This window comes from Saccharopolyspora antiqui (assembly GCF_052246905.1).
Classification (GTDB): domain Bacteria; phylum Actinomycetota; class Actinomycetes; order Mycobacteriales; family Pseudonocardiaceae; genus Saccharopolyspora.
This window is the reverse complement of the sequence record NZ_JBQQBO010000015.1, coordinates 49442-72752: the sequence shown is the minus strand read 5'-3', so window position 1 is coordinate 72752 and position 23311 is coordinate 49442. Positions and strand designations below refer to the sequence as shown.

19 protein-coding genes are annotated in these 23311 nt (G+C 68.0%); 14 read left to right on the top strand and 5 right to left on the bottom strand.

The genetic code is table 11. The features are described from left to right. Positions 1-12 precede the first annotated feature (12 nt). The 9 genes from ACTWQN_RS22995 to ACTWQN_RS22955 all read left to right on the top strand — a co-directional run bounded on the left by ACTWQN_RS22995 (position 13) and on the right by ACTWQN_RS22955 (position 11313). Entirely contained in the window at positions 13-2052 is a 2040-nt protein-coding gene (locus ACTWQN_RS22995) for an oxidoreductase (RefSeq protein WP_443205614.1), read from the top strand. A gap of 18 nt (positions 2053-2070) precedes the next feature. Continuing rightward, complete coding sequence (locus tag ACTWQN_RS22990; protein WP_443205613.1) at positions 2071-3324, top strand: aromatic ring-hydroxylating oxygenase subunit alpha; 1254 nt, start codon at positions 2071-2073, stop codon at positions 3322-3324. Continuing rightward, the gene (locus tag ACTWQN_RS22985) at positions 3321-4370 is read left to right on the top strand and encodes an FAD-binding oxidoreductase (protein WP_443205612.1); all 1050 of its coding nucleotides are present in this window, start codon (positions 3321-3323) and stop codon (positions 4368-4370) included. The genes ACTWQN_RS22990 and ACTWQN_RS22985 overlap by 4 nt, the downstream gene beginning before the upstream one ends. Positions 4371-5190: 820 nt before the next feature. Then, positions 5191-6852 (top strand): malonate decarboxylase subunit alpha, encoded by a 1662-nt coding sequence (gene mdcA, locus ACTWQN_RS22980; protein ID WP_443205611.1) that lies wholly within the window; start codon positions 5191-5193, stop codon positions 6850-6852. A gap of 5 nt (positions 6853-6857) precedes the next feature. After that, positions 6858-7754: a triphosphoribosyl-dephospho-CoA synthase gene (locus tag ACTWQN_RS22975; protein WP_443205610.1), complete on the top strand. Its 897-nt coding sequence runs from the start codon at positions 6858-6860 to the stop codon at positions 7752-7754. After that, positions 7723-8061, top strand: coding sequence for a malonate decarboxylase acyl carrier protein (mdcC, locus tag ACTWQN_RS22970; protein WP_443205609.1), 339 nt, complete (start codon positions 7723-7725; stop codon positions 8059-8061). The genes ACTWQN_RS22975 and mdcC overlap by 32 nt, the downstream gene beginning before the upstream one ends. Next, positions 8058-9785, top strand: coding sequence for a biotin-independent malonate decarboxylase subunit beta (gene mdcD / locus ACTWQN_RS22965; RefSeq protein WP_443205608.1), 1728 nt, complete (start codon positions 8058-8060; stop codon positions 9783-9785). The genes mdcC and mdcD overlap by 4 nt, the downstream gene beginning before the upstream one ends. Then, entirely contained in the window at positions 9782-10381 is a 600-nt protein-coding gene (locus ACTWQN_RS22960) for a malonate decarboxylase holo-ACP synthase (RefSeq protein ID WP_443205607.1), read from the top strand. Before mdcD ends, ACTWQN_RS22960 begins: the two co-directional genes overlap by 4 nt. Then, positions 10378-11313: an ACP S-malonyltransferase gene (locus tag ACTWQN_RS22955; protein WP_443205606.1), complete on the top strand. Its 936-nt coding sequence runs from the start codon at positions 10378-10380 to the stop codon at positions 11311-11313. The genes ACTWQN_RS22960 and ACTWQN_RS22955 overlap by 4 nt, the downstream gene beginning before the upstream one ends. A 532-nt stretch (positions 11314-11845) precedes the next feature. Here ACTWQN_RS22955 and ACTWQN_RS22950 read toward each other — a convergent pair. The 3 genes from ACTWQN_RS22950 to ACTWQN_RS22940 form a co-directional block, all read right to left on the bottom strand. Further along, positions 11846-12439 (bottom strand): class F sortase, encoded by a 594-nt coding sequence (locus tag ACTWQN_RS22950; RefSeq protein WP_443205605.1) that lies wholly within the window; start codon positions 12437-12439, stop codon positions 11846-11848. A gap of 23 nt (positions 12440-12462) precedes the next feature. Next, positions 12463-13122: a DUF4142 domain-containing protein gene (locus ACTWQN_RS22945; protein WP_443205604.1), complete on the bottom strand. Its 660-nt coding sequence runs from the start codon at positions 13120-13122 to the stop codon at positions 12463-12465. Between the two features lie 206 nt (positions 13123-13328). Continuing rightward, entirely contained in the window at positions 13329-15380 is a 2052-nt protein-coding gene (locus ACTWQN_RS22940) for an amylo-alpha-1,6-glucosidase (protein ID WP_443205603.1), read from the bottom strand. A 209-nt stretch (positions 15381-15589) separates the two neighbouring features. Here ACTWQN_RS22940 and ACTWQN_RS22935 point away from each other — a divergent pair, with 209 nt between their 5' ends. From ACTWQN_RS22935 to ACTWQN_RS22920, 4 genes are read left to right on the top strand one after another with little or no spacing between them, the layout of a single operon-like run. Next, entirely contained in the window at positions 15590-16600 is a 1011-nt protein-coding gene (locus tag ACTWQN_RS22935; protein WP_443205602.1) for a LacI family DNA-binding transcriptional regulator, read from the top strand. Positions 16601-16642: 42 nt separating this feature from the next. Next, positions 16643-17884 (top strand): sugar ABC transporter substrate-binding protein, encoded by a 1242-nt coding sequence (locus tag ACTWQN_RS22930; RefSeq protein WP_443205601.1) that lies wholly within the window; start codon positions 16643-16645, stop codon positions 17882-17884. 11 nt (positions 17885-17895) lie between these two features. Further along, entirely contained in the window at positions 17896-19008 is a 1113-nt protein-coding gene (locus ACTWQN_RS22925) for a carbohydrate ABC transporter permease (RefSeq protein ID WP_443205600.1), read from the top strand. After that, positions 19008-19847 carry a carbohydrate ABC transporter permease gene (locus tag ACTWQN_RS22920; RefSeq protein WP_443205599.1) on the top strand — a complete coding sequence of 280 codons (840 nt, stop codon included), beginning with the start codon at positions 19008-19010 and terminating at the stop codon, positions 19845-19847. The genes ACTWQN_RS22925 and ACTWQN_RS22920 overlap by 1 nt, the downstream gene beginning before the upstream one ends. A 139-nt stretch (positions 19848-19986) precedes the next feature. On the opposite strand, the gene ACTWQN_RS22915 is transcribed toward ACTWQN_RS22920, so the two are convergent. Both ACTWQN_RS22915 and ACTWQN_RS22910 read right to left on the bottom strand, forming a co-directional pair. Next, on the bottom strand, positions 19987-20847 hold the full coding sequence (locus ACTWQN_RS22915) for an LLM class flavin-dependent oxidoreductase (protein WP_443205598.1): 861 nt from the start codon (positions 20845-20847) through the stop codon (positions 19987-19989). Between the two features lie 39 nt (positions 20848-20886). After that, positions 20887-21912 carry an LLM class flavin-dependent oxidoreductase gene (locus tag ACTWQN_RS22910; RefSeq protein WP_443205597.1) on the bottom strand — a complete coding sequence of 342 codons (1026 nt, stop codon included), beginning with the start codon at positions 21910-21912 and terminating at the stop codon, positions 20887-20889. A 419-nt stretch (positions 21913-22331) separates the two neighbouring features. Between ACTWQN_RS22910 and ACTWQN_RS22905 the strand changes: the two genes are divergently transcribed. Continuing rightward, a complete protein-coding gene (locus tag ACTWQN_RS22905; protein ID WP_443205596.1) occupies positions 22332-23237 on the top strand; it encodes an amidohydrolase family protein in 906 nt (301 codons plus the stop codon). The last annotated feature ends 74 nt before the right edge of the window (positions 23238-23311 follow it).

The window sequence follows — 23311 nt, the reverse complement described above, 5'->3', positions numbered from 1 at the left end:
TTGAGGAGCGGTATGCGCACAACGGATCCGCTGCTTCAGCCGTTCACCATCAAACATCTCACCTTGCGCAACCGCGTGGTCAGCACGTCGCACGAGCCCGCGTTCGCCGACGACGGCCTGCCGCAGGACCGCTACCGGCTCTACCACCTCGAAAAGGCGCGCGGCGGGGTCGGGCTGACCATGATCGGTGGCTCGGCGGTCGTCTCACCGGACAGCCCGCCGTCGTTCGGCAACCTGCTGCTCTACCGCGATGACGTGGTGCCGTGGCTGCGCCGACTCGCCGACGATGTCCACGCCGAGGGCGCCGCCGTGATGTCCCAAATCACCCACCTGGGCCGCCGCACCAGCAACTACTCCGGTGACTGGCTGCCGGTGCTGTCCGCGTCCCCGCTGCGCGAACCCGCGCACCGCGCGTTCCCGAAAGAAGCCGAGCACTGGGATCTGGACCGGATCGTGCGGGACTACGCCGACGCGGCCGCCCGGTGCCAGGCCGGTCACCTCGACGGCATCGAGATCCAGTCCTACGGGCACTTCCTGGACAGCTTCCTGTCCCCAACGACCAACCAGCGACACGACGAGCTCGGCGGGAGCCTGGAGAACCGCATGGCGTTCCCGCGCCGGGTGATCCGGGCGATCCGGGACGCGGTCGGTCCGGAGTTCATCGTCGGCATCCGCATGATGATGGATGAGGACCGTCCCGGCGGGTTGACCTTCGACGAGGCGCTGGTCGCGGCACGGTGCTTCATCGACGACGGCATCGACTTCGTCAGCACCATCCGGGGGTCGATCGAAAGCGACGCGACCCTGGCGAAGGCGATTCCGTCGATGGGGACACCGGCAGCGCCGTTCCTCGAATTCACGGCCGAGATCAAGCGTCGACTGGACGTCCCGGTGATGCACGCCGCTCGCATCGCCGACGTCGCCACCGCCCGGCACGCCGTTCGGGAAGGCCTGCTCGACCTCGTCGGCATGACCCGCGCCCAGATCGCCGACCCGCACCTGGTCGCCAAAGTCGCCGCTGGCGAGGAGGACCGCATCCGTCCCTGCGTCGGAGCGAGCTACTGCCTGGACGCGATCTACGACTCCGGCGACACCAAATGCATCCACAATCCCGCCACCGGTCGGGAGCAATGGCTACCGCACACCATCACGCCAGCGGCCGTCCGGAAGAAAACCGTGATCGTCGGCGCCGGTCCTGCCGGGCTCGAAGCGGCACGCGTGCTCGGTGAACGGGGGCACGAGGTCGTCGTGTTCGAAGCCAGCGACGCGCCCGGCGGCCAAGTGCGCATCGCCGCCTCGAATCCCCGCCGACGTGACCTGCTCGGGATCGTCGACTGGAGAGTCGACGAGTGCAAGCGGCACGGTGTCGACCTGCGATGCGGGGTGCTCGCCGAGCCAGCGGACATCCTCGCCGAGCTTCCCGACGTCGTCGTCATCGCCACAGGCGGCATGCCCAACCTGACGTTCCTCGCCGGGGGCGGCGACCTAGTGGTCGACACGTGGGACGTGCTCACCGGCGCGGTGCGGCCCCGGGGGTCTGTGTTGGTCTACGACGACAACGGCGCCTACCCGGGTATGGATGCGGTGGAGGTGCTCGCCCGAGGTGGGGCATCGGTCGAGTACGTGACACCGGAGCGGACACTCGCCCCGGATGTCGGCAGCATGAACTCCCCGGCTTACCTGAAGGTCCTCGCCGAGCACGGGGTGAACGTCACGTTGGCATACCGACTGCGGTCTGTGCGACGCGCCGAAAACGCTTATCTGACGGCGACTTTGTGCAGTGACTACGCCGATTCGGAGATCGAGCGGGTCGTGGACCAGGTGGTCGTGGAGCACGGGACGCTGCCCAATGACGAGCTCTACCGCGCCCTGATTCCCAGCTCGACCAACCTTGGCGAGGTCGACCATCGCGCCCTGTTGGCGCTCAAGCCGCAGCGAATCGTCCGCCATCCCGAAGGGCGTTTCCAGCTGTTCCGCATCGGCGATGCCGTGACAAGCCGCAACATCCACGCCGCCACATTCGACGCCCTACGGCTGTGCCTGCCGATCTGATCAGCGGAGGGAAGCGAAATGACCGTGCTCGCAGCCACTTCCGGCATCAGCCACCTGGTCGCCCGGCGGGTCGCTGGCCGCAGCCTGGAAGCACCGTTCTACACCAGCCGGGAGTTCTTCGACCTCGATATCGACGCGATCTGGGCCCAGCACTGGATCTTCGTGGCAGCAGAAGGGGAACTTCCCGAACCGGGCGACTACATCACCGCGGCGATCGGACCGTACTCGATCATCGTGGTACGCGACGACGACGGGAATCTCGCGGCGCTGCACAACGTGTGCCGCCACCGCGGCGCTCGCATCCTGCCGCAGGAGCGCGGCTCGGTCGGCAACATCGTCTGCGGCTACCACAAATGGACTTACCGGACCGACGGCAGCCTGTTGCACGCACCGTCCCAGGACAGCGGCTTCGATCCCACCTGCTTCGGCCTCAAGGCCGTTCACGTGCGCGGCGTCGCCGGGCTCGTCTTCGTCTGCCTCGCCGAGGAACCGCCCGCCGACTTCACCGAGGTCGCGGCCCGCATCGAGCCATACCTGCTCCCGCACCGGCTGCACGAGGCAAAGGTGGCCGCGCGGGTCGATCTCGTCGAGGACTGCAACTGGAAGCTGACGATGGAGAACAACCGGGAGTGCTACCACTGCGACGGCCACCCAGAACTGGTGCGCTCGTTCTTCCCGACCTACGGCTACACCGACGACAACCTCCCGACACCGCTGCGCCCGGCGTACGACCGGTATCGCCGGGTCGAAGCGGAAGTGCGAGAAACGTACGAGGCACTCGGCCTCCCGTACGAGACCATCGAGGAGTTGGACACCCGACCGACCGGGTTCCGAATTGAACGCGAACCGCTCGACCTCGCTGGCGAATCCTTCACCCCGGACGGCACGGCCGCGTGCCAACGCCTGCTGGCTGACTTCCCGACAGCGCGGCTCGGGCACCTCTCCCTGCACCTGCAACCCAACGCGTGGTTCCACTTCCTCAGCGATCACGCCATCACCTTCTCCGTGTTCCCGATCGCCGCGGACAAGACGCTGCTGCGCACCACGTGGCTCGTCCACCCGGACGCGGAGGACGGGGTGGACTACGACCTGAACTCGCTGACCAAGGTCTGGACGGCCACGAACGAGCAGGACGCGGACCTCGTCGCCCGCGCACAGCAAGGGGTCGCCAGCCCGGCCTACGTGCCGGGCCCGTACGCCCCGACCGAGTACCAGGTCGAGGCCTTCTGCAACTGGTACATCACTCGTCTCTGGGAGCACCTGCACCAATGAACCGATCCTGGGCGATCCAGCGCGAATGGCAAGACGGTGTCCTGGTCTGCAAGCAGACCCAGAACACCACCGCCGACGTGAAAACGTTCGTCCTCGAACCCGTCGAACCCCGCGTATTCCGCCACGATCCCGGCCAACACCTCACGGTCACGCTCGACATCGACGGGTGCGAGATCGAACGGTGCTACACGATCTCGTCCCCACCGTCACGCCCGCACGTCGCCGCGATCACCGTGAAGCGGATACCGCACGGAGTGGTCTCGAACTGGCTGCACGATCACCTGGCACCCGGGCACACGCTGCGCGCACGCGGCCCGCTCGGCACGTTCTCGATCGCCCGGCACCCGGCCACCAAATACCTCTTCCTCTCCGGCGGCAGCGGTATCACGCCCTTGATGTCGATGACCAGGACACTGCACGACCTGGCGCACCCCACCGACGTCGTCTTCGTGCACAGCGCCCGCACGCCCGACGACATCATCTTCCGACAGGAACTCGAACTCATCGCGGCGACCTGCCAGAACATCAGGGTCGTCCACGTCTGCGAGGACGACAGTCCGAGTGAACAGTGGGGCGGCTACCACGGCCGCCTGACACCGGAGATGCTGCGGCAAATCGCTCCCGACTTTCCAGAGCGCGAAGTGTTCACCTGCGGACCATCCGGCTACATGAGCGCCGTGCGGCTGATGCTCACCGAAGCCGGACTGCCCAGGAACCGCTACCACCAGGAGAGCTTCACCCTCGACGTCCCAACGCAGAGCGTGCCCAAAATGGACGACGTGGGAACATTCACAGTGGAATTCGCCCGCACCGGGCGGACCGTCGAATGCGACTCCGACACCCCGATCCTGGACGCCGCTTCGCTGTCCGGCATCACCCTCCCCTCCTCCTGTCGGCAGGGCATGTGCGGCACCTGTAAGACCACCCTGCTCAAAGGCTCAGTCGACATGCACCACAACGGCGGCATCCGCCCCCGCGAGATCGCAGCCGACAAAATCCTCCTCTGCTGCTCCAAGCCGCGGGAGAACCTAGTCGTCGACAGCTGAACGGCTTCGGAAATGCGGTCCGTATTGCGAAGAAATCCACATCCTGATCTCTTTCGCAATTCTACTTGGTTTATATTGAAAAGCTCTACTGATCCATCATGAAGCTCCGGAACAAGCAAAATTCGACGATTTGTCAGGTACATCCATGCGCCGATTGCGCGAAACGGGCTCTTCTTCCAAGGAATCGAGTACCTGCCAAGTACATATGTAACCGAGCGGCCGACAGGCACTGCGGCAACCCGGGACGTGCAGGTCGTTCGCTTCGCACACCACTCAGACCAGGCCATCAGCCTGCAAGGCGGACAGACCTTCGACAAGCTCGTTCGGGTTCATCGGGAACCACCACCCGAACCGCGACGGTTGCGCACAACGTCAACGCTGGCGGAGACCAGCAGCTCACGGCGGGTACGGGTTCGTGTAGATGCAGCACGAGCCCCACCGGGGGCGCCAGGCTTGACCTCCTCGGATCTCGCTCGGCCATCGCGAGGCCCTCAGCCCGTCGATCGGTTGTCGGAGCAGAGCTGCTTGGTCGGGTGTCTTTGATCTTCTTCTTTCTCTCGGCGCAGCCGCTTGGCCCACTTGCGCGGCTGGCACCGGCGCGGGTTCTCGGGCTCTGCCCACCGGCTCTCCTGCGGGGGCAGCCCTCGACGTGGTGTTTGGGCCTGCTCGATGTCGGGGATTCCACCAGCGAGACGGCGACAGCAACTCCCGCAGGGCCGCCACCCGTTGTTGTACGGGCCAGGTTCGAGGACAGGCTCTGGAGCCGGGACTGGGTGCAGTCGCCGCTTGGTGTCGGCGCGCTGGTTGGTGTGGGGGGATTATGGGCGCGACTGCGGGCACTTGCTCTGGGGTGTGGGATCGGCGGCGTGCGGCGAAGCGGGACAGGCTCGCTGCAGTGGAAGCGTTGACCTCGGGCAAGGTTGTCGTTGAGGGACGTCTTCGGGATGTTCTGCAGGCCCTGTTGCGGCCGGGTGATCGCGTGGCGTTGGAAGGGGACAACCAGAAGCAGGCCGACTTCCTCTCGCGGACGTTGGCCACCTGCGATCCGGAACGCGTCAACGGGTTGCACATGTTGATCTCGTCCGTGTCCCGGCCGGAGCACCTCGACCTTTTCGAGCGCGGTATCGCCGCCAAGCTGGATCTGGCCTTCGCCGGTCCGCAGAGCGTGCGGATGGCGCAGATGGTGACCGACGGGACGGTCACGGTCGGCGCGATCCACACCTACGTCGAGCTGTACGCGCGCATGTTCGTCGACCTCGCTCCGCAGGTGGCGCTGCTGTGCGCGGCCAAGGCTGATCGGTTGGGCAACCTCTACACCGGGGCGAACACCGAGGACACCCCGACGATCGCCGAAGCGACGGCATTCCGGGACGGGGTGGTGCTGGTGCAGGCCGATGAGATCGTCAACCCAGCCGAACTGCCCCGGGTGGACATCCCCGGGGACTGGGTGGACCTGGTGGTCGCCGCGGACCGGCCCTTCGCGCTGGAACCGTTGTTCACCCGGGATCCCAGGCACATCGGTGATCTGGAGATCCTCCAGGCGATGCTGGCGGTGCGCGGGATTTACGAGCGGCACCAGGTGGTTTCGCTGAACCACGGGATCGGCTTCGACACCGCTGCCATCGAGTTGATCCTGCCCACCTACGGGCAGCGGCTCGGGCTCAAAGGCAAGATCGCGCGGCATTGGACGCTCAACCCGCATCCGACGCTGATCCCGGCGATCGAGTCCGGGTGGGTGGAGTCGGTGCATTCCTTCGGCGGCGAGGCTGGCATGGAGCGGTACACCGCCGCCCGGCCGGACGTGTTCTTCACCGGCCAGGACGGGTCGCTGCGTTCCAACCGGGTGCTGTGCCAGCTGGCCGGGCAGTACGCGATCGACATGTTCATCGGGTCGTCGTTGCAGATCGACGGCGACGCCAACTCCTCGACGGTCACCGACGGGCGGCTGAGCGGATTCGGTGGTGCACCCAACATGGGGCACGATCCGCACGGTCGACGCCACCCTTCTCGCGCGTGGTTGAGCATGCTGCACGGCGAGTCTCCTGCCCTGCGCGGCCGCAAGCTGGTGGTCCAGATCGCCCAGACCTTCCGCACCGGAGCGACTCCCACGTTCCTGGAGACGTTGGACGCCGTCGAGGTGGGCGAGCACGCCGGGATGCCCGTCGCACCGGTGATGATCTATGGCGATGATGTGACGCACGTGGTGACCGAAGAGGGCGTGGCCTACCTCTACAAAGCCCACTCGCTGGCCGATCGCCGGGATGCGCTCGCGGCGGTCGCCGGGGTCACGTCGGTCGGTCGGCGAATGACCGCGGACCAGGTCGAGCAACTGCGCAAGGACGGCCTGGTCGCCTTACCCGAGGATCTCGGTGTCGAGGTCGGCTTGGCCCAACGGACCCTGCTGGCGGCCCGCAGCATCGATGACCTGGTGGCCTGGTCCGGTGGGCTGTACGAACCGCCAGCCCAGTTCCGGGATTGGTGACCCGGATGTCAACGGCCACCCGCGTGCGGGCTCGGCTCGCACCCCGGCGCATCGCCGAGTTCGCCGTCGCAGCGCTGCGAGCCGAAGCCGAACTCACGCCGAAGCCCGGTTTGACCGATCGTCGTGGTGGCGGAGCGCACCGCGACATGACGCTGGACCTGCTGATCCACTCGGCCGAGGCGCTGCGCGTGGCGTTCCAACGATGCGCGGAGGTCGCCACGACGTTGCCCCTGGGGCTCGAACTGCGCGCCGAGCTCGGCGCGATCGGCCGGGACGGGGAACGCCGGATGCTGGCGGTAACCGGCGGCGTCAACACCCACCGCGGTGCGCTGTGGGCGTTGGGTCTGCTCAGCGCCGGAATAGCGCAGGGGCCCGGATCGCGGGAAGCGGTTGGTGCCGCGGCGGAGCTGGCCCGGCTGCCCGATCATCGACTGCCGCCGGAATCGCTCCGGCCGCTCTCGCACGGGGCTCGGGCCCGGCAGTGCTACGGCGCCGTCGGCGCAGCGGGTGAGGCTCGGGCCGAGTTCCCGCACGTCACCGACCATGCCCTGCCCGCCCTGCGGCGCGCTCGGGCCCGTGGCGCGGACGAGGCGTCGGCCCGCCTGGACGCACTGTTGGCGGTGATGGCGTCGCTGGAGGACACGTGCCTGTTGCACCGAGGTGGCCCGCGCGGGTTGGCCGCGATCCGCGGCGCGGCGGCCGGTGTGCTCGCCGCCGGGGGCTGCGGCACAGTCGCCGGTCGGCTGCGGCTGGCCGCACTCGACCGGCTCGCCCGAACCCGACGGCTCTCGCCCGGGGGCAGCGCCGATCTGTTGTCCGCGGCCGTGTTCCTCGATTCGTTGCCCGTCGAGAAAGGACACCCCGATCGCCATGCAGATCCTGACCTACCGATTTCCCGCTGATCGGGTACCCCTGCGGCGCGTCCACGTCGGCGTGGTCGCCTCCGGTGACCTGGAGATCCTGCTGGACCTGCCCGCGCCGGAGGCCGAGCCGGGTGGGCAGGCCGAGGTGCGGGTCCGCACCAGCATCGACGGCTTCGAGGTGCTCTGGCAGGCCGTGCTGGAGCGCTTCTTCGCCCGGACTTCCCTGCTCGGGCGGTGGGAGCTCAACGACTTCGGCGCCACACCGGGTGTGGTCGCGCTGCGGCTGCGGCAGGCGGCGGAGTCCGCCACGAGGACCGACAACTCGACCGGAGGCGAACCGGCATGATCACCCCCACCACGCTCGCCGAATCCCGCTGGCAGTCGCTGCTCCAGCGCCGCAGCTTCCTCGAACTCGATGCGCGCGCCCGCGCCGAGGCGCTGCTGGACACCGGGTCGATGCGAGTGCTTTGCGGACCCTTCGACCGCATCGAGTCCCCCTGGCTGCAACCCCAGGGCATCGTGCCGCAGGCCGACGACGGTGTTGTCATCGCGCGCGGCGCGGTGGATGGAGCCGCAGTGGTCATCGCCTCGATCGAGCAGGGCTTCCAGGGCGGCGGCACCGGTGAAGTCGCTGGCGCCAAGATCAGCCAGGCCCTGCGGCTGGCCGCGGCCGACTCCCGATCCGGGGCGCCGACAGCCGCCTTGCTGCTGTTGGAAACCGGCGGAGTTCGGCTGCAAGAGGCCAACCTGGGGTTGAACGCGGTGGCGGAGATCTGCTCCGCGCTGCTCGAACTGCGCCCGTTGGCTCCGGTCGTCGGCGTCGTCGCTGGCGAGGTCGGTTCCTTCGGCGGGGTCAGCATCGCCACCGGACTGTGCACCCACCTGATCGTCACCCCGCAGGCGCGGATCGGGCTCAACGGACCGGCCGTGATCGAGCAGGAGGCCGGAATAGCGGAGTTCGACTCCTCCGACCGGGCGCTGATCTGGGCCGTGGACGGCGGCGAACAGCGCCGCGCCCTCGGCCTGGCCGACACCCTGGTTCCGGATGACGCCAACGCGATTCGCGATGCCGTGCGCGCGGCCGTAGCCGCTGGCCCGCGCGAGCCGGGAACGCACCGCAGCGAACGGCTCGACGTGCTCGCCACCCGGCTGGCCACCCTCGACCCCGCACACCCTCCCGCACCGGGCGACCTGCGGGCCTCGTGGGGCCAGGACTACGCGCCCCTGCGCACCGGGACCGAATCGCCTTCCACCAGGACGAAATCCACCTCGCCCCCCAGCCGCGGCCGCACGTGGCTCCGCACTGTTGCCGACGCCGATCCCGTCGCGGTCATCCCATCGGTGCTGCGCGCAGACACCGCCGACGCCGTGCACCTGTGCGTCGTGCCAGATCCGGACAATCCCTTCTACCGGGCGCGGCGCGGTGAGGTCGGCTTGACCGAATGCCTGGCGCTGGCTCGGACGATCCGCGAGGTGGTGCGCGAGGATTCCGACGCCGAGCGGCGCCGGGCGATCGTGGCCGTGGTCGACCTGGCCAGCCAGGCATACGGGCGGATCGAGGAAATGGCCGGATTGCACCAGGCCATCGCCACGACCGTGGACGCCTACTGGACCGCACGCACCGTCGGCCACCCCGTGGTGGCCGTCGTGGTCGGGACCGCGCTCTCCGGCGGATTCCTCGCCCACGGGTTGCAAGCCCAGCAGATCCTGGCCCTGGACGATCCGCAGGTGGAGATCCACGCCATGCACAAACCCGCCGCCGCGCGCATCACCATGCGCACCGTCGAGGAACTCGACGAACTCGCCAAGAAGATCGCCCCGCTGAGTTACGACGTGCGGGACTGGGCGGGGTTGGGCTTCTGCGACGGACTCCTGTCCGTGGACGACGCGGACGCCCCCACGACCAAGGACGCCAGCACGGTTCGGGACGCCGTCGCCGCCGCCGTCGACCGAGCCCGCCGCGGGCCGAGCGACCTGTCCACCAGGCTCGACTCGCCAGCGGCCGTGCGCACCCGCGCCGCCTCTCGAACAGCCCGGGATCGGCTCGGCCAGCAGTGGTCGAACACATGATTCGCCCGCACGACCTGCTCCGGCTGAACCGGCCGGTCAACCCGGTGACCGCCCCGAGGTGGGTGGTGCTGGCCCTGTGCCGGACCCCCTGGGTCGTGGCCCGCCGCGCACTCGCGGCAGAAGGCCGTGTCGCGGTGGGTGTGCGCGGCCCGCATCGGGCACAACGGTTCGCTCTGGACGTCCCGCTCGACGCCGTGGCCGCAGTGCTCCCGCCCGAAGCGCTGACCGCTCGCGCGCACGCGCTGCGCGCGGAGTTACCTGCGGTCCGCGCACTGCACGCGATACGGCCGTGCCTCGACAGGACGGGCTTGCGCTGGGGCCCCGGTGGCAGCGTGGGCTTCGAGCTGGCAACCGGGCTGCCCACCATCACGCGCGACAGCGACCTGGACATCGTGCTGCGGGTCGAGCACCCACCACCGCTGGCCGAACTGGCGGCCGTCCAAGCGTCGCTGCAAGACCCGTCCGTCCGGGTCGACTGCCAACTCGACGCGCCTTGGGGTGCCGTCGCGCTCGCCGAGCTCTTGTCCGGCGCCGACCGGGTGCTCCTGCGCACCCCGAACGGCCCTCGGCTGGTGTGGACGGAGACCTTGACATGAGTTTGGCGCTGCTCTTCCCCGGACAGGGATCGCAGCGTCCCGGAATGCTGCACGCCCTACCGGACAGCCCCGCCGTTCGAAGTACCCTCGCCGACGCGGGCGACCACATCGATCTCGACCGGCTCGACACCGAAAAAGCGCTGCGTTCGAGCACCGACACCCAACTGGCACTGCTGCTCTCCGGAGTTGCCGCCGCCCGAGCCCTCACCGACGACCACGGTCTGTCGCCGGAATTCGTCGCCGGGCACTCCGTTGGCGCCTTCGCCGCCGCCGTCACCGCGGGCGTGCTCACCCTCCCCGAAGCACTCACCGCTGTGCGGCTGCGCGGCGATCTCATGCGGGAGGTGTGCGCGGACGGCCGCTGGGGCATGGCCGCCATCATCGGGCTGCGCCTGCCCACCGTCCGCTCGCTGACCGAACAGGTCAGCACCCACGACGATCCACTGTGGATCGCCAATATCAACGCCCAGGACCAGATCGTCGTCAGCGGCACCAGCACCGCACTCCGCCGAGCCGAACCGGCCGTGCGCGATGCCGGGGGCGGGCGCGTGCAGCACATCGACGTGACCGTCGCTTCGCACTGCCCCCTCCAGGAACGCACCGCCATCCGCCTCGCCGAGCACTTGGCCCGTCTGCCACGTCGTCCGCAGCGGGCCGCGTACCTGACCAACACCGGTGGCCGATGCGTTCGCGCCGACAGCGACGCGGTTCTCGACGACCTCGGCCGCGCCGTGGCGCGGCCGGTGCAGTGGCACGACGCGACCCGGCTGATGAGCGAACTCGGCGCCACCTACGCAGTGCAGCTGCCGCCGGGAGACGTCCTGAGCCGACTCCTGCTCCGCACCCTCCCCCAACTCCACGCCGATGCGCTGGAGGACGGCATACACCGAGTCCTCGCACACTCCCGTCGCTACCTCGGAGCAGCCAGCTAGCGAGTCGCGGCTCTGGCTGCCGGGGGCGACGATGGGCGGGCCCGAAATGCGCACCGTTCGCAGTGGAGGGGGACGATGCGCGGCTGACGAATCCAGGGCTCATCGTCGTTTTCGAGGCGATGTCGTGCTTTGTGGACGGCGCCGACGGTCATCGTGGAGGTGCGCATCAGCGGCGGTGACGGCGCGTACTTCCATCTCGGCAAGGGGCTTTTTACCGTTCAACGTACTTCTTCGCCGAAAGGTCGAGTGTCGCACACGGCCTGCGGGCGGTTCCACCCACATCACCGCACCCCTGCCGACACCGTTGCGCGACGCGCCTCGATGAATACCGAGCCTCGCCAGAAAAGGAGGATACGGGCCGTCCCCGTCATCCAGCGGCTCGGCGAAAAGGACTGCGATTGTTCCTGGCTGTTCGGATCCCCGCGATGTCCGCTCCTGCCACAGTGGAGTGATCGCCGGGGCGCAACCAGCGTCAAGAACGGCCTCATTCGAAGCTACTACCCGACCGGCACGCGGCGCACGTGCTCGTCGCTTATGTCGGGACGGCGTAGGCGACGATGTTGTCGTCGTATTCCTGGGTGCTGTCGTTGAAGGGGCCTCCACAGGTGATCAGCACCAGGCGGCGATGGCCGGTGCGGTCGAACAGCTCCGCTGGCAGGGATGCCTTGGGATAGCTGCGCAATGCCGCGACCCGGTATCGCGTCGTGCCGTGCGTGGCGGTGACTTCGAGGGGATCACCCAGTTGAAGATCAGCCACTCGGAACAAGGCACCCGGGCCAGCGCTGCGCGTGTCGACGTGCCCGTCCAGCACGACGGTGCCGCGCCGAGAACTCGGTGCCGCGCCCGCGCTCCACCAGCCGACCTCGAAGGGCGATTCGGGCACGCCCAGCTGCTGGTCCGATCCGGACAACACCGGTTGTACCGGCGCGTCGACCCCCAATGTCGGCAGCCGCACCCGCTGCGGCACCTCGCTCGGGGACACCGCTTCCTGCGCCGAAGCGGATGCGGGAGGGCTTCCGGAATGGGCGGGCGGGATGGTTCCGATGTTCGGCAGGGCGGGACCGCTGACCAGAGCGCGGCCAACCCCCGCTGCCACCATCGCCAGGCCAAGCACCAGCAGAGTCACCAGCGCCCCGCGTCGCCGTGATCTCACCCGGACCGCCGGTGCCGACGCAGCAGCACCGCACCGGCACCCACGGCCATCGCCAGACCACCCGCCATCACGATGAGGTCGGCGGCGTGGGACTGCGCCCGCTCCGCCAGGCCTCCGGAACCCGAGTTGACCCCCTTCGGCGGAATCCCGAGGGCGTTCGCATCGGCCTCGGCATCGCTGAGGTGCTTGAGGACCACCGGGAGAAAGCCCTTCGCGTAGTCCTGCACGTCAGGGTCACCACCGGAGTCGATTTCGGTCCGCGTGAGCGCGCTCGCCTCCTGGTGTCCGGCGATCTGCGCCTGCAGGTAGATGGTGTCGAACATGGCGCCGGACGCGCTTTCGAGCTGGCTCCCGATGTTCTGCTGCTGCTCGTTCGGCGACGACGGCAGCGTCACGCCCTTCTGCCCCGCCAACTGTTCGAGGTCGCTCTGCGCGTTCTGGTGGTCGGCCAGCGTTTCCTGCGCCAACGACCGCACCTGCGGCGTGGTGGCCTTCTGCAGTGCCAGCTTGCCTATGGTGATCTCCGCCAGATTCACCTGCGCGACCTGCGCCATGAAGGAGTTGTCCTGCTCAGCCGATGCGGTGGCAACGCCGGGCACAGCCAACGCCGCCACCACGGCCGCGCCACCGAACGCTGCCGCAGCGCATTTCCTCATCGTGGTCACCATCCCCCCAGTCGGAAACCATCACCGCCTCGGATACCCCACATGCCGCAACAGAAACTCCGACGCACGATCGAAACTTTGGTCGGCTTGGCCATGTGCACGTCGCACCCACCCGCGAAGGCCACCAGCCGCGGCGTTTCTACCGGACGGAAGTCTTCCCCCAACTCCCCAGACGAAACCCACCTCGCGGCTTGAAATCAGGACGCCGGGGAATCCGTGATCACGTGGAAGCCCTCTGGAGCGCGGACGTGGCGCACGTTGCCTTCGGCGTCGATCGAGATGTCCAGCGGGGCACCGGCGACGACGAGGCCTTCGACGTCCAGGGCACCGACGGGGCTCGGGTGCGGTGGGCGGATGACGATCCGCCGGGCGGGCACGTCGACCTCCAGGCCGAGAAAGGCTTGCAGCACCGCGATCGCGGCCGCCGACGACCACGCCTGGGGGCGGCAGGCCGCCGGGTACGGCATGGGAGTGCCGGTGTCCTGGGTGCCGTAGCCGGAGAACAGTTCCGGCAGCCGCCAGCCGAAACCTGCGCCAGCGTGCAGCAGTTGGCGGCCGAGTTCCGCGGCCCGGTCCCGTTGCCCGGAGCGGGTCAACCCGAGGATGGCGATCGCGGTGTCGTGCGGCCACACCGAACCGCAGTGGTAGCTCAGCGGGGAGTACCCACCGGCCGCGTCGGACATGGTGCGCAGGCCGAAACCGCCTGCCATGTCGGAGCCGAGCAGCCGCCGTCCGATCTGCTGGCTTTCGGTCTCGTCCAGCAGTCCGGTGCCCAGCAGGTGCCCGATATTGCTGGTGAGCGCGTCGACGGGTTTCTTGCCGCCGTCCAGCGCGAGCGCCGGATACGGCCCGGCCTGGTCGGAGACCCAGAACTCGGCGCGGAACTTCTCGGCCAGCTCCGCAGCGAACCGGTGCCAGTCGTGCGCGCCGTCGCGGCCGAACGCCTCAAGCAGGTCGCCGCCGCGGCAGGCCGCCTCGTGCAGGTAGCCCTGCACCTCGACCAGGGCGACCGGGGGATCCGCCCTGTCCCCGCCGGAGAATCGGATCGCGTCCCAGGAATCCTTCCAGCCCTGGTTGGCCAACCCGCGGCCGGACTCGTCGATGTACTCGGCGAATCCGTCGCCGTCGATGTCGGAGTGGTCGCGGATCCAGTCGAGTGCGGCAAGCAGGTTCGGTAGCAGCGCCGCCACTTCGGAGTCCGGCATGCCCCATCGCCAGGCGTCGTGCAGCAGGCAGATCCACAGCGGGGTGGCGTCGATCGTGCCGTAGTAAAGCGGTGGGAGCGACTTGGCGGTGCCGAGTTCGAATGCGCTTCGGCGGAGTTCGTGCGGGATCTTGCCCGGCGCCTCGCCCGTCTCGGGATCCAGCTTCGTGCCCTGCAATCGGGCCAGCGCTCGCAGTGTTCCAGCGGCGAGATCGACACCCAGCGGAAGCAGCAACCGCGCGGCCCAGATCGAATCCCGCCCGAACAGCGTCAGGTACCACGGCGCCCCGGCTGCCGCGAACGCGTCGTCGCCGTGGCGAGCGAGGAGTCCGTTGAGATCGTCCACCGAGCGGCGCACCAGTTCGGCCAACCGCCAGTCCCCGGCGCGGACCTTGCGCGGATGCGGCAACATTTGCCGTGCGGGATGCACGACGACGCCGGAATCCTGCACCGTCAACGTCCAGTCGCAGCGCCGCATCCCCGGGCCCGCAAGATCCACCGTCCACCGGACGGCGGCGGTGCCGTCGGAAAGCAGCTCGAACTCGCCGTCCGGGGCGGCCAGCCTGATCAGCACACCGCCGGTTTCCCAGACCAAGCAGTCCCCTTCGATGCGGGGCGCTAGCGGATCGTGCCGGTTGCCCGACTTGATCACCTCGATCGGCGCCAGGTCCGCCGCCAGCGACAGGGTGAGCGTGCATTGCACCGGGCGCTCGGCCCGGCTGACCACCTCCAGCGTCTCGGACACCCCGTCCGGAGCCACCGTGCGATGCCGGTGAAGCCATGCGGTCGGGTCCGCTCCGACATCCCAGGGGCCGCGCAGCAGCGCGGTGAACCGCTCGCTCGCGGCGTCGATCGCGTCATGGCCGATCGGTTCCGGCTCGTCTCCCGCAACGGTCAGGACAGCACGGCTGAGCACGCGAACATCCGCGAAAAGCACGCCTTGCGTACCGATGTCCCGGATCTGTCCGTCCACTCCGGACAGGGCGACGGTGGGTGTGCGCAGCGCTACGGCGAGATCGTGCAGGAGGGGTTGCCGTGCGGCCATGTGTCGAGACTCCCTTGTTCGAAACAACTCGCGCCCCGACGCCCGACCGAGACGGCGCCAGCGGATTTGATCGTTCAAACCATCCCGCTGTCAAGTTTCGATCCGGGTCTTGACGGCGGCGGGTTCAACAGGTCACGCTACACGCCGCCTTGAACGTTCAAAATCGTTTTTTCTTTGAACGATCAAGCCTGATCACGAGGAGAAAAGCGGTGACTGCAGACAGTTCGGCTCGGGCGACGCTGAACTCGGTGGCCAAGCAGGCGAAGGTATCGCGGCAGACCGTGTCGAACGTGCTCAACGCGCCCGAACTGGTCAACCCGGAGACGCGGAATCGGGTGCGGGCGGTCATCGAGCAGCAGGGCTACCGCCCGCATCGCGCCGCGCGTCAGCTGCGCACCCACCGTTCGCAGGTCATCGGCCTGCGCATCGAGGCCATCGGCGACGGGATCAGCGGTGTCGTGCTCGACCGGTTCCTGCATTCCCTGACGGCGACGGCAGAAGAACACGACCACCACATCATGCTGTTCACCGCACCTGATGACGACGCGGAGGTCCGGGCGTACGGCGAACTGGTCGACACCGTGGGCGTCGACGCGTTCGTGCTCACGGGAACACACCACGGCGATGCCCGAACCCAGTGGCTGCGGGAGCACAAGCTCCCGTTCGTCACGTTCGGAAGACCTTGGGGCGCGAGGGAAGACCACGCATGGGTGGACGTCGACGGCGCCACCGGGACCGAGCTCGCCACCGACCACCTCATCCAACGTGGGCACGAGCGGATCGCCTTCGTGGGCTGGCCGGCCGGGTCGGGTTCCGGCGACGACCGGCGCGCCGGTTGGCAACGCGCCGTGCGCCGGGCGGGTCTGGCCGATGACCGGACCGTCGAAGTGGCCGATGGGATCGACGGCGGCCGAAACGCCGTGGACCGGTTGCTGTCGGCCGACCCTCCCACCGGTTTCGTCTGCACGAGCGACTCACTGGCGCTCGGAGTTGTCAGCGAGCTGCGCGAGCGCGGCCTGAATCCTGGAACCGACGTCGCCGTAACGGGTTTCGACGATACGCCGGTCGCGGAGATGTTGGGGCTGACCAGCGTCTCCCAGCCGATCGTGGAAGTCGCGGCGCAGTGCATCCACCAGTTGCAAGCGGTACTGCGTGATGCGGCCATCCCCGAGCCAGCGCTGCTGGCACCTCGACTCGTCGTTCGCGGGACCTCTGGCTGATCAGGACCTACCGCGAGAAGAGCACTTGATCAAGGAGGATCGATGCGACCATCGCTGACTCGTGCCGTTGCCGCGGTGGCAACCGCCGGGACGCTGCTCGGCGCGAGCGCCTGCGGCAGCGGGTTCGACGACCCCGGCCAGGTCGAGCAGAAGTCGGGCCCGGCCAACCTCACCGTGCTGATCTCCACCTCCGGAACGGCCGACTTGAACGCGGTGCGCGACGCGGCCAACGCGTGGGCGGCGCGGACCGGCTCGACGGTAACGGTGAATCCGGCCAACGACATGAACCAACAGCTGAGCCAGGGCTTCGCCAGCGGGAATCCGCCTGACGTCTTCATGGTCGACGCCACCAAGTTCGCCGCCTACGCGCAGGCGGGCAACCTGGTTCCGTACGGGGATTCCTTACCGTACAAGGACGATCTGTACCCGACCTTGCGCCAGACGTTCACCTACCAGGACAAGTTGTACTGCGCCCCCAAGGACTTCTCCACGCTCGCACTGCAGATCAACACCGATGCCTGGACGCGCGCGGGGCTGACTGACGCGGACATCCCGAAGACCTGGGAGCAGCTGGAGTCGGTTGCCCGCAGGCTCACCACCGGCGACCAGACCGGCCTGGTGTTCAACAACACCCGGGACCGAATCGGCGCGTTCATGACGCAGGCCGGTGGCTGGGTGCTGAGCGAGGACGGCACGCACGCGATCGCCGACAGTCCGGAGAACGCGCAAGCCCTCGAATACGTGCGGAAGCTGCTCGCCGAAGGGGTCGCCAAGTACCCCAAGCAAATAGGTGCCGGAGACGGAACCGAGGCGTTCGGGCAGGGCAAGGCGGCGATGACCATCGAGGGCAACTGGATGGTCGGCGGAATGCGCTCCGACTACCCCGACGTGAAGTACCGGACGGTCGCACTGCCTGCCGGGCCGAAGGGAAACGGGACGCTGTCGTTCACGCAGTGCTGGGGAATCGCCGCGAAGAGCCAGCACCAGCAGCAAGCGCAGGACCTGGTGAACGCGCTGATGACCCCGCAGCAGCAGATCGTGTTCGCCGAGGCGTTCGGCGTGCTGCCCTCCCGCATCTCGGCCAGGCCGGAGTACGCGCAGAAGTTCCCCGAGCAGCAAGCGTTTCTCGACGGCGCGGACTACGCGCACGGTCCGGTGACGCTGCCCAAGATGGACCCGGTGCTCACCGCGTTCGACACCGGCTTGCAGGGGCTCCCAGGGGCGGACCCGAAGCAGATCCTGGAGCAGTTGCAGGAAAACGCCACCGCGGCGTTGGGTTCCTGACAGGAGCGGCGATGTCCGTCAACACCACGATCGCGGCGCCGGAGGCGACCTCGTCTCCGGCACCGCGCCGCCGCGGGCCGGGAACCCGCGGGCGCGAGAACCTGGCCGGTTGGCTGTTCGTCGCGCCCGCGGTCGTGATCCTGGGCCTGTTCATGCTGCTGCCGATTCTGATGGCGGCATGGGTGAGTGTCAGCGACTGGACCGGAACGGGCAGCCCGTTCTCGTCGAAGGTCTGCTTCGTCGGTGGCGAGAACTACTCGGCACTGCTTTCCGAACCGGGGCTGGCGCGCACCAACTTCGCCACCAGCGTGCGCAACAACTTCTACTTCGTGCTGTTCGTGGTTCCGCTGCAGACCGCGTTCGCGCTGTTCCTCGCGATGGTGCTCAACCACAAGCGGTTGCGGGGCAAGAACTTCTTCCGAACCGCGTACTACTTTCCCACCGTCACCAGTTCGGTGGCGATCTCGATCGTTTTCCTGTTCCTCTTCTCCAGCACCGGAACCGTGAATGCCTTGCTCGCCTTGTTCGGTGTGGACGGTCCCAGCTGGTTCGCGGACGGGCGCGGTGTCTTCCACCTGGCCCTGGACGCGCTGGGCATCGCCCCGCTGGACAACCCGCCCAGCCTGCTCACTCGTCCGGAACTCCTCGGATTGCCGCTCTACGACTGGATTTCCGGGCCGAGTGTGGCGATGTGCTCGGTCATCATCCTGTGCGTGTGGACCACCACTGGCACCTTCATGCTGATGTTCTACGCAGCGCTGCTGAACATTCCGGAAGGTGTGAACGAGGCCGCGCTGATCGATGGGGCAAGCCCGTGGCAGCGGTTCCGCCACGTCACGCTCCCGATGCTGCGCCCCACGTTGTTCCTGGTGATCACGCTGGGCCTGATCGCCACCTGGCAGGTGTTCGACCAGATCTACGTGCTGAGCAAGGGCGCGCCGGGAAACACCACCCTGACACCCGCTTACCTGTCCTACAGCACGTCGTTCATCGACAAGGAGTGGGGACAGGGTTCCGCCATCGCGTTCATGCTGTTCTTCCTCATCGTGCTGCTGACGGTGGTGCAGCGGTGGTTGCTCCGGGAACGCACCGGATCCCGCTGGGGCGGAAAGGACGCCACGTGATGAAGCAACACCGAAAGATCAGCCCGGCCAAGGTGTTCGGCTACGTGGTCTTGAGCGCCGTCGCGGTGCTCTACATCTATCCGTTCCTGATCCAGCTGGGCACCGCGTTCAAAACGGCCGCGGACGCCACCGCCCATCCGCTCAACCCGATCCCGGAGAGCTGGACGCTGGCCGCGTTCCGCGAGCTGGCCGAGCAGAACTTCCCGCGCTGGGCGCTGAACTCGGTGATCGTCGCGATCTTCGTCACGCTCGGCCGGGTCTTCTTCGCGTCCCTGGCGGGTTACGCCCTGGCGCGCATCAACTTCCGCGGCCGTCGAGTGCTGTTCGCGGCGGTCATCGGGGTGATGGCGGTGCCGCCCGTGGTCCTGCTGATCCCGAAGTTCCTGGTCCTCAACCAGCTCGGCATGTACGACTCGTACCTGGCGATGATCCTACCGCTGGCGGTGGACGCGACGGGCATCTTCATCATGAAGCAGTTCTTCGAAAGCATTCCCCCCAGCGTGGAAGAGGCCGCCCGGATCGACGGTGCCGGACCATTCCGGACGTACTGGTCGGTCGTCCTGCCGATGGCCAGGCCCGCGCTGATCACGGTGACGATCCTGTCCTTCCAGGGCGCCTGGAACGAACTGCCGCACTTCATCGTCTCCCGCCAAGACCCCGACCTGAACACGCTCACCAGCGGTGTCGCCGCACTGGTGAGCGGCCAACTGGGCCAGGGCAACCAGTTCCCGCTGAAACTCGCCGCGGCTGTCCTGATGACCGTGCCGGTGGCGATCGTCTACTTCACGTTCCAGCGCTACTTCATCCGCGGCGCAACAGAAGGAGCGGAGAAAACGTGAGCCGCGGCCTCCTGATCGCGAAGGCATGCACCTGAGGTGAAGCGCGGCAGCGCAGGAGGTGTGCCGGACGAGACGGCGACCGGTGGAGACGCGCGGCGGCTGTTGCGTTCCGGCATCCGATGTGGTGGAGTCCGCCGACTCAGCCAGCCAGCTGTTCGACCAGTCGACAGATTTCATCCGGGGACATTCCGACCGGGTACACGGCTGGCACGTCGACCCCGCTGCTGCGGTATCCGGCGATCGCGTCGAGCATCGACTCTCGATCGCTGGGCAGGCAGGTCGCCGCGGTGACTTCGTCGATCGTGATGAGATCCTGCCGGTCGAAATGGCGGCCGTAGTTGTCCAACCGGAGATATTGTTCGGCCTCCGCTCGCAGCGCATCGGGTGCGCCGGTGCGCAGGTAGAGAACTGTGGTCGCGGGCTTGGCGGGCGGGCGCGACGCGTGGAACGCCTCGATGGCGGACTTGGCCGTCGCGCCGGTCATCCAGTTGAGCATGACGCCGTCGGAGTGGGTCGCGGCGAGTTCGAGCATCTTCGGGCCGAGCGCGCCGAGCCGAACCGGGAAGTCGGCACCGTAGGTGAGCTGGTCGCGGGTCGCCGCCAGCTTGTCCAGGTATTCGGCGGTGTGCGTCAGCGGCGACGGCGGATAGGACTCGCCGCGGCGCCGCATGGCCACGGGATGGGACACCCCGCAACCCAGCACGAAGCGGCCGGACGAAGCTTCGTGCAGCGATGCGGCAGTGATGGCCATGCTGTAGTGGGGCCGAATCACCGTGGCCGCCACACCGGGTCCGGCGCGCAGCGTCCTGGTGGCTCGAAGGGCCGCCGCCGCGAGGACGAACGGATCGCGCCCGGTGATCCGCCAGACCGTGGCATGACCGCCTTCTGGGAAGAAGATGTCGGTGAACCCGGCCTGCTCGGCGAGAGCTGCGATGCGCTCGACGTCCGACGCCGGAAGATCGCGCAACACGAGGCCAAGAGGGGTGTTTGCGGTCGTCACCGTTACGCCTCCATACCTGGGGAAAGCGATGTTGTCACGCTACTGCGGTGCGAGCTCGGGCAAGACCTGCTCGGCGAAGCGCGTCATGGAATCCATGGCCTGACCAAGCGGCATCCCAGGCCAGTTCATCCGGAAGTGGAAGTACCCGATTCCCAGATCCAAGTACCTGCGCACTTCGCTCGCGCAGTGCTCGGCATCTCCGACGATGAATCGATCCCGGCTCAGTTCCCGCACCGGCGCGGTGAAGTCGTCGCGTCCCGGCAACGCCTTGTGCTGACCCCATCGCGCATAACTGTCGTACTTCGCCGCCAGGTAGGGCCCGGCCTCCCGGAAGGCGGCTTCCTGACTGCTGCCGCAGTACATTTCCCGCTCGATCGGCAACGCGATGTCCGGATCGTGTCCAGCCTCCGCGGCCGCGGCCCGGTACAACCGGACCTGGCGGGCCACGGTGGTCAGGTCGGCGTGCGCGTTGATGTTCCACGGGAGTCCCCAGCGGGCCGCGCGGGTGATCGCCGCGTCGGCGTTGGCGGCGATCCAGATCGGCGGGTGCGGCCGTTGCGCCGGTCGCAGCGTCACCCTGGCATTGCGCAACTGCCACCACGGCTCATCGCTGCTGACCTCCTCCCCCGACCACAGCGCCCGCAGGACGCGGATCACCGCTCCCATCCGCTCGACCCGCTCGGCGCGACGCACTCCGAACGCCAGGTACTCCTCATCCCGATAGCCGAGCGCGAAGGACACCGTGAGCCTGCCGCCCGAGAGCACATCCAGCGAGCCCAGCGTTTCGGCCAGGTCCACCGGATTGTGCAGCGGTGCGAGCAAAGTCGGCGCCAGACGCATCCGGCCGCTTTCCGGGATCAGCCGGGCCAGGACCGGCACGGCCTGCAACTGCTGCAACGGGGTGGTCAGAAAGTGCTGACCGGTGGTCAGGTAGTCGAAGCCGTGATCGCGCGCGTGATGCACCCAACGCAGTGCCTCGGCCGACCGCGCCGCCATGTCCTCTCCGACCGGTTGCTGGGTGAGCCCCAACAGCGATACCCCGAACGCCGTCGTCGTTGCCGCCACACCAGGACACTGACACGATGTCGTTCATCCTGGCAAACTTGTAGGCACTATTTGAAATTCTGCCATCGAAGCCCTCGGCGTCGAGCTGTTGCCACGCGCTGAGTGGATCCGATGCCGGTGCCACGAAAGCAGTTCCGTCGCCGCATCGACGCCGGGCGCGGTGACGGGAAAGTGCCCGCCCGCGGTATTGACGTCCCCACCGCCCGTCATTAGTGTTATTTCACATTGTTGCTTTATGTTTCATCATTTGAAAGCCGAAGGCCGAGTGCAGGTCTCGTCGCGGAGCACGTCGTCATGCGCGGTATCCCGGCCTTCCACAGGGAGTTCAGCCCGCAGAGAGATCAGCCGCCGTCGCACAGCCGTGGAGCACACGCCGGGTTCGCCGTCCGGCACGGTCCGAGAAGAGCCGGAGGGAACTGATGATCATCGACTTGCACCGGCACCTTTGGTCCATCTTCGAGCGATACTCGGCGGTCCGCGAAATCGCCGCTCGCGCCAGCACCGGCGGCATGCACCAGCACTCGGCCGCCGCGGTGCAGGACGTGGCCCAGCGCGCGGCGGAAATCCGCGCGGAGATGGACGAAGCCGGTGTGGACCGATCCTGCCTCCTGCTTGGCGACTACGGGTTGCGCCTCGGCGAGGGAGACCACTCCATCCAGGCCGAGAACCAACTGGCGACCGACCTGGCAGCAGGCGACCCGGACCACTTCATCGCGTTCTTCGGTGTCGACCCGCGCCGACCGGAAGCCACGGAGCTGTTCCGCGATGCGCTGGACGCCGGTGCCAAGGGGCTCAAACTGCACCCGTGCGCGGGTTTCTACCCCAACGACCCCGTGTGCCGACCCCTGTACGAGCTGGCGGGCGAACGCGGCGTACCGGTCGCCGTGCACACCGGGCCGATGGCCTCACCGCTGATCAGCACCACTGCCAGCCCGATCTACCTGGACGAGCCCGCCGCCGACTTCCCGGACACCAACTTCGTGGCGCTGCACGCCGGGCAGCGGTGCTGGTTCTCGCTGGCGCTGGACATCGCGCGCTGGAAGCCGAATCTTTACTTGGAGCTGTCGCTGTGGCAGGGACTTCTGCTGGAGGACGAGGCCCGATTCGTGCACCACTTGCGCGAGATCAAGTACGGCATCGGGCTGGACCGGGTGGTGTTCGGCAGCGACTGTCCCGGCGTGTCCGACGTGATGCCGCTGGACCGATGGGTGCGGACCTGGCAGGACCTGCCGGAGATCGCCGCACGGCACGGCTTGCAGGTCACCGACGACGAGGTGGCACTGATGCTCGGCGGCACCGCGGCCCGCCTGATGGGCCTGGAATGAGCGCGACCTCCGACAAGGAGGACGCATGACCCCCTCCGCGTCAGCAGTCCGCCCCGTCCGCACCTCAGGGGACC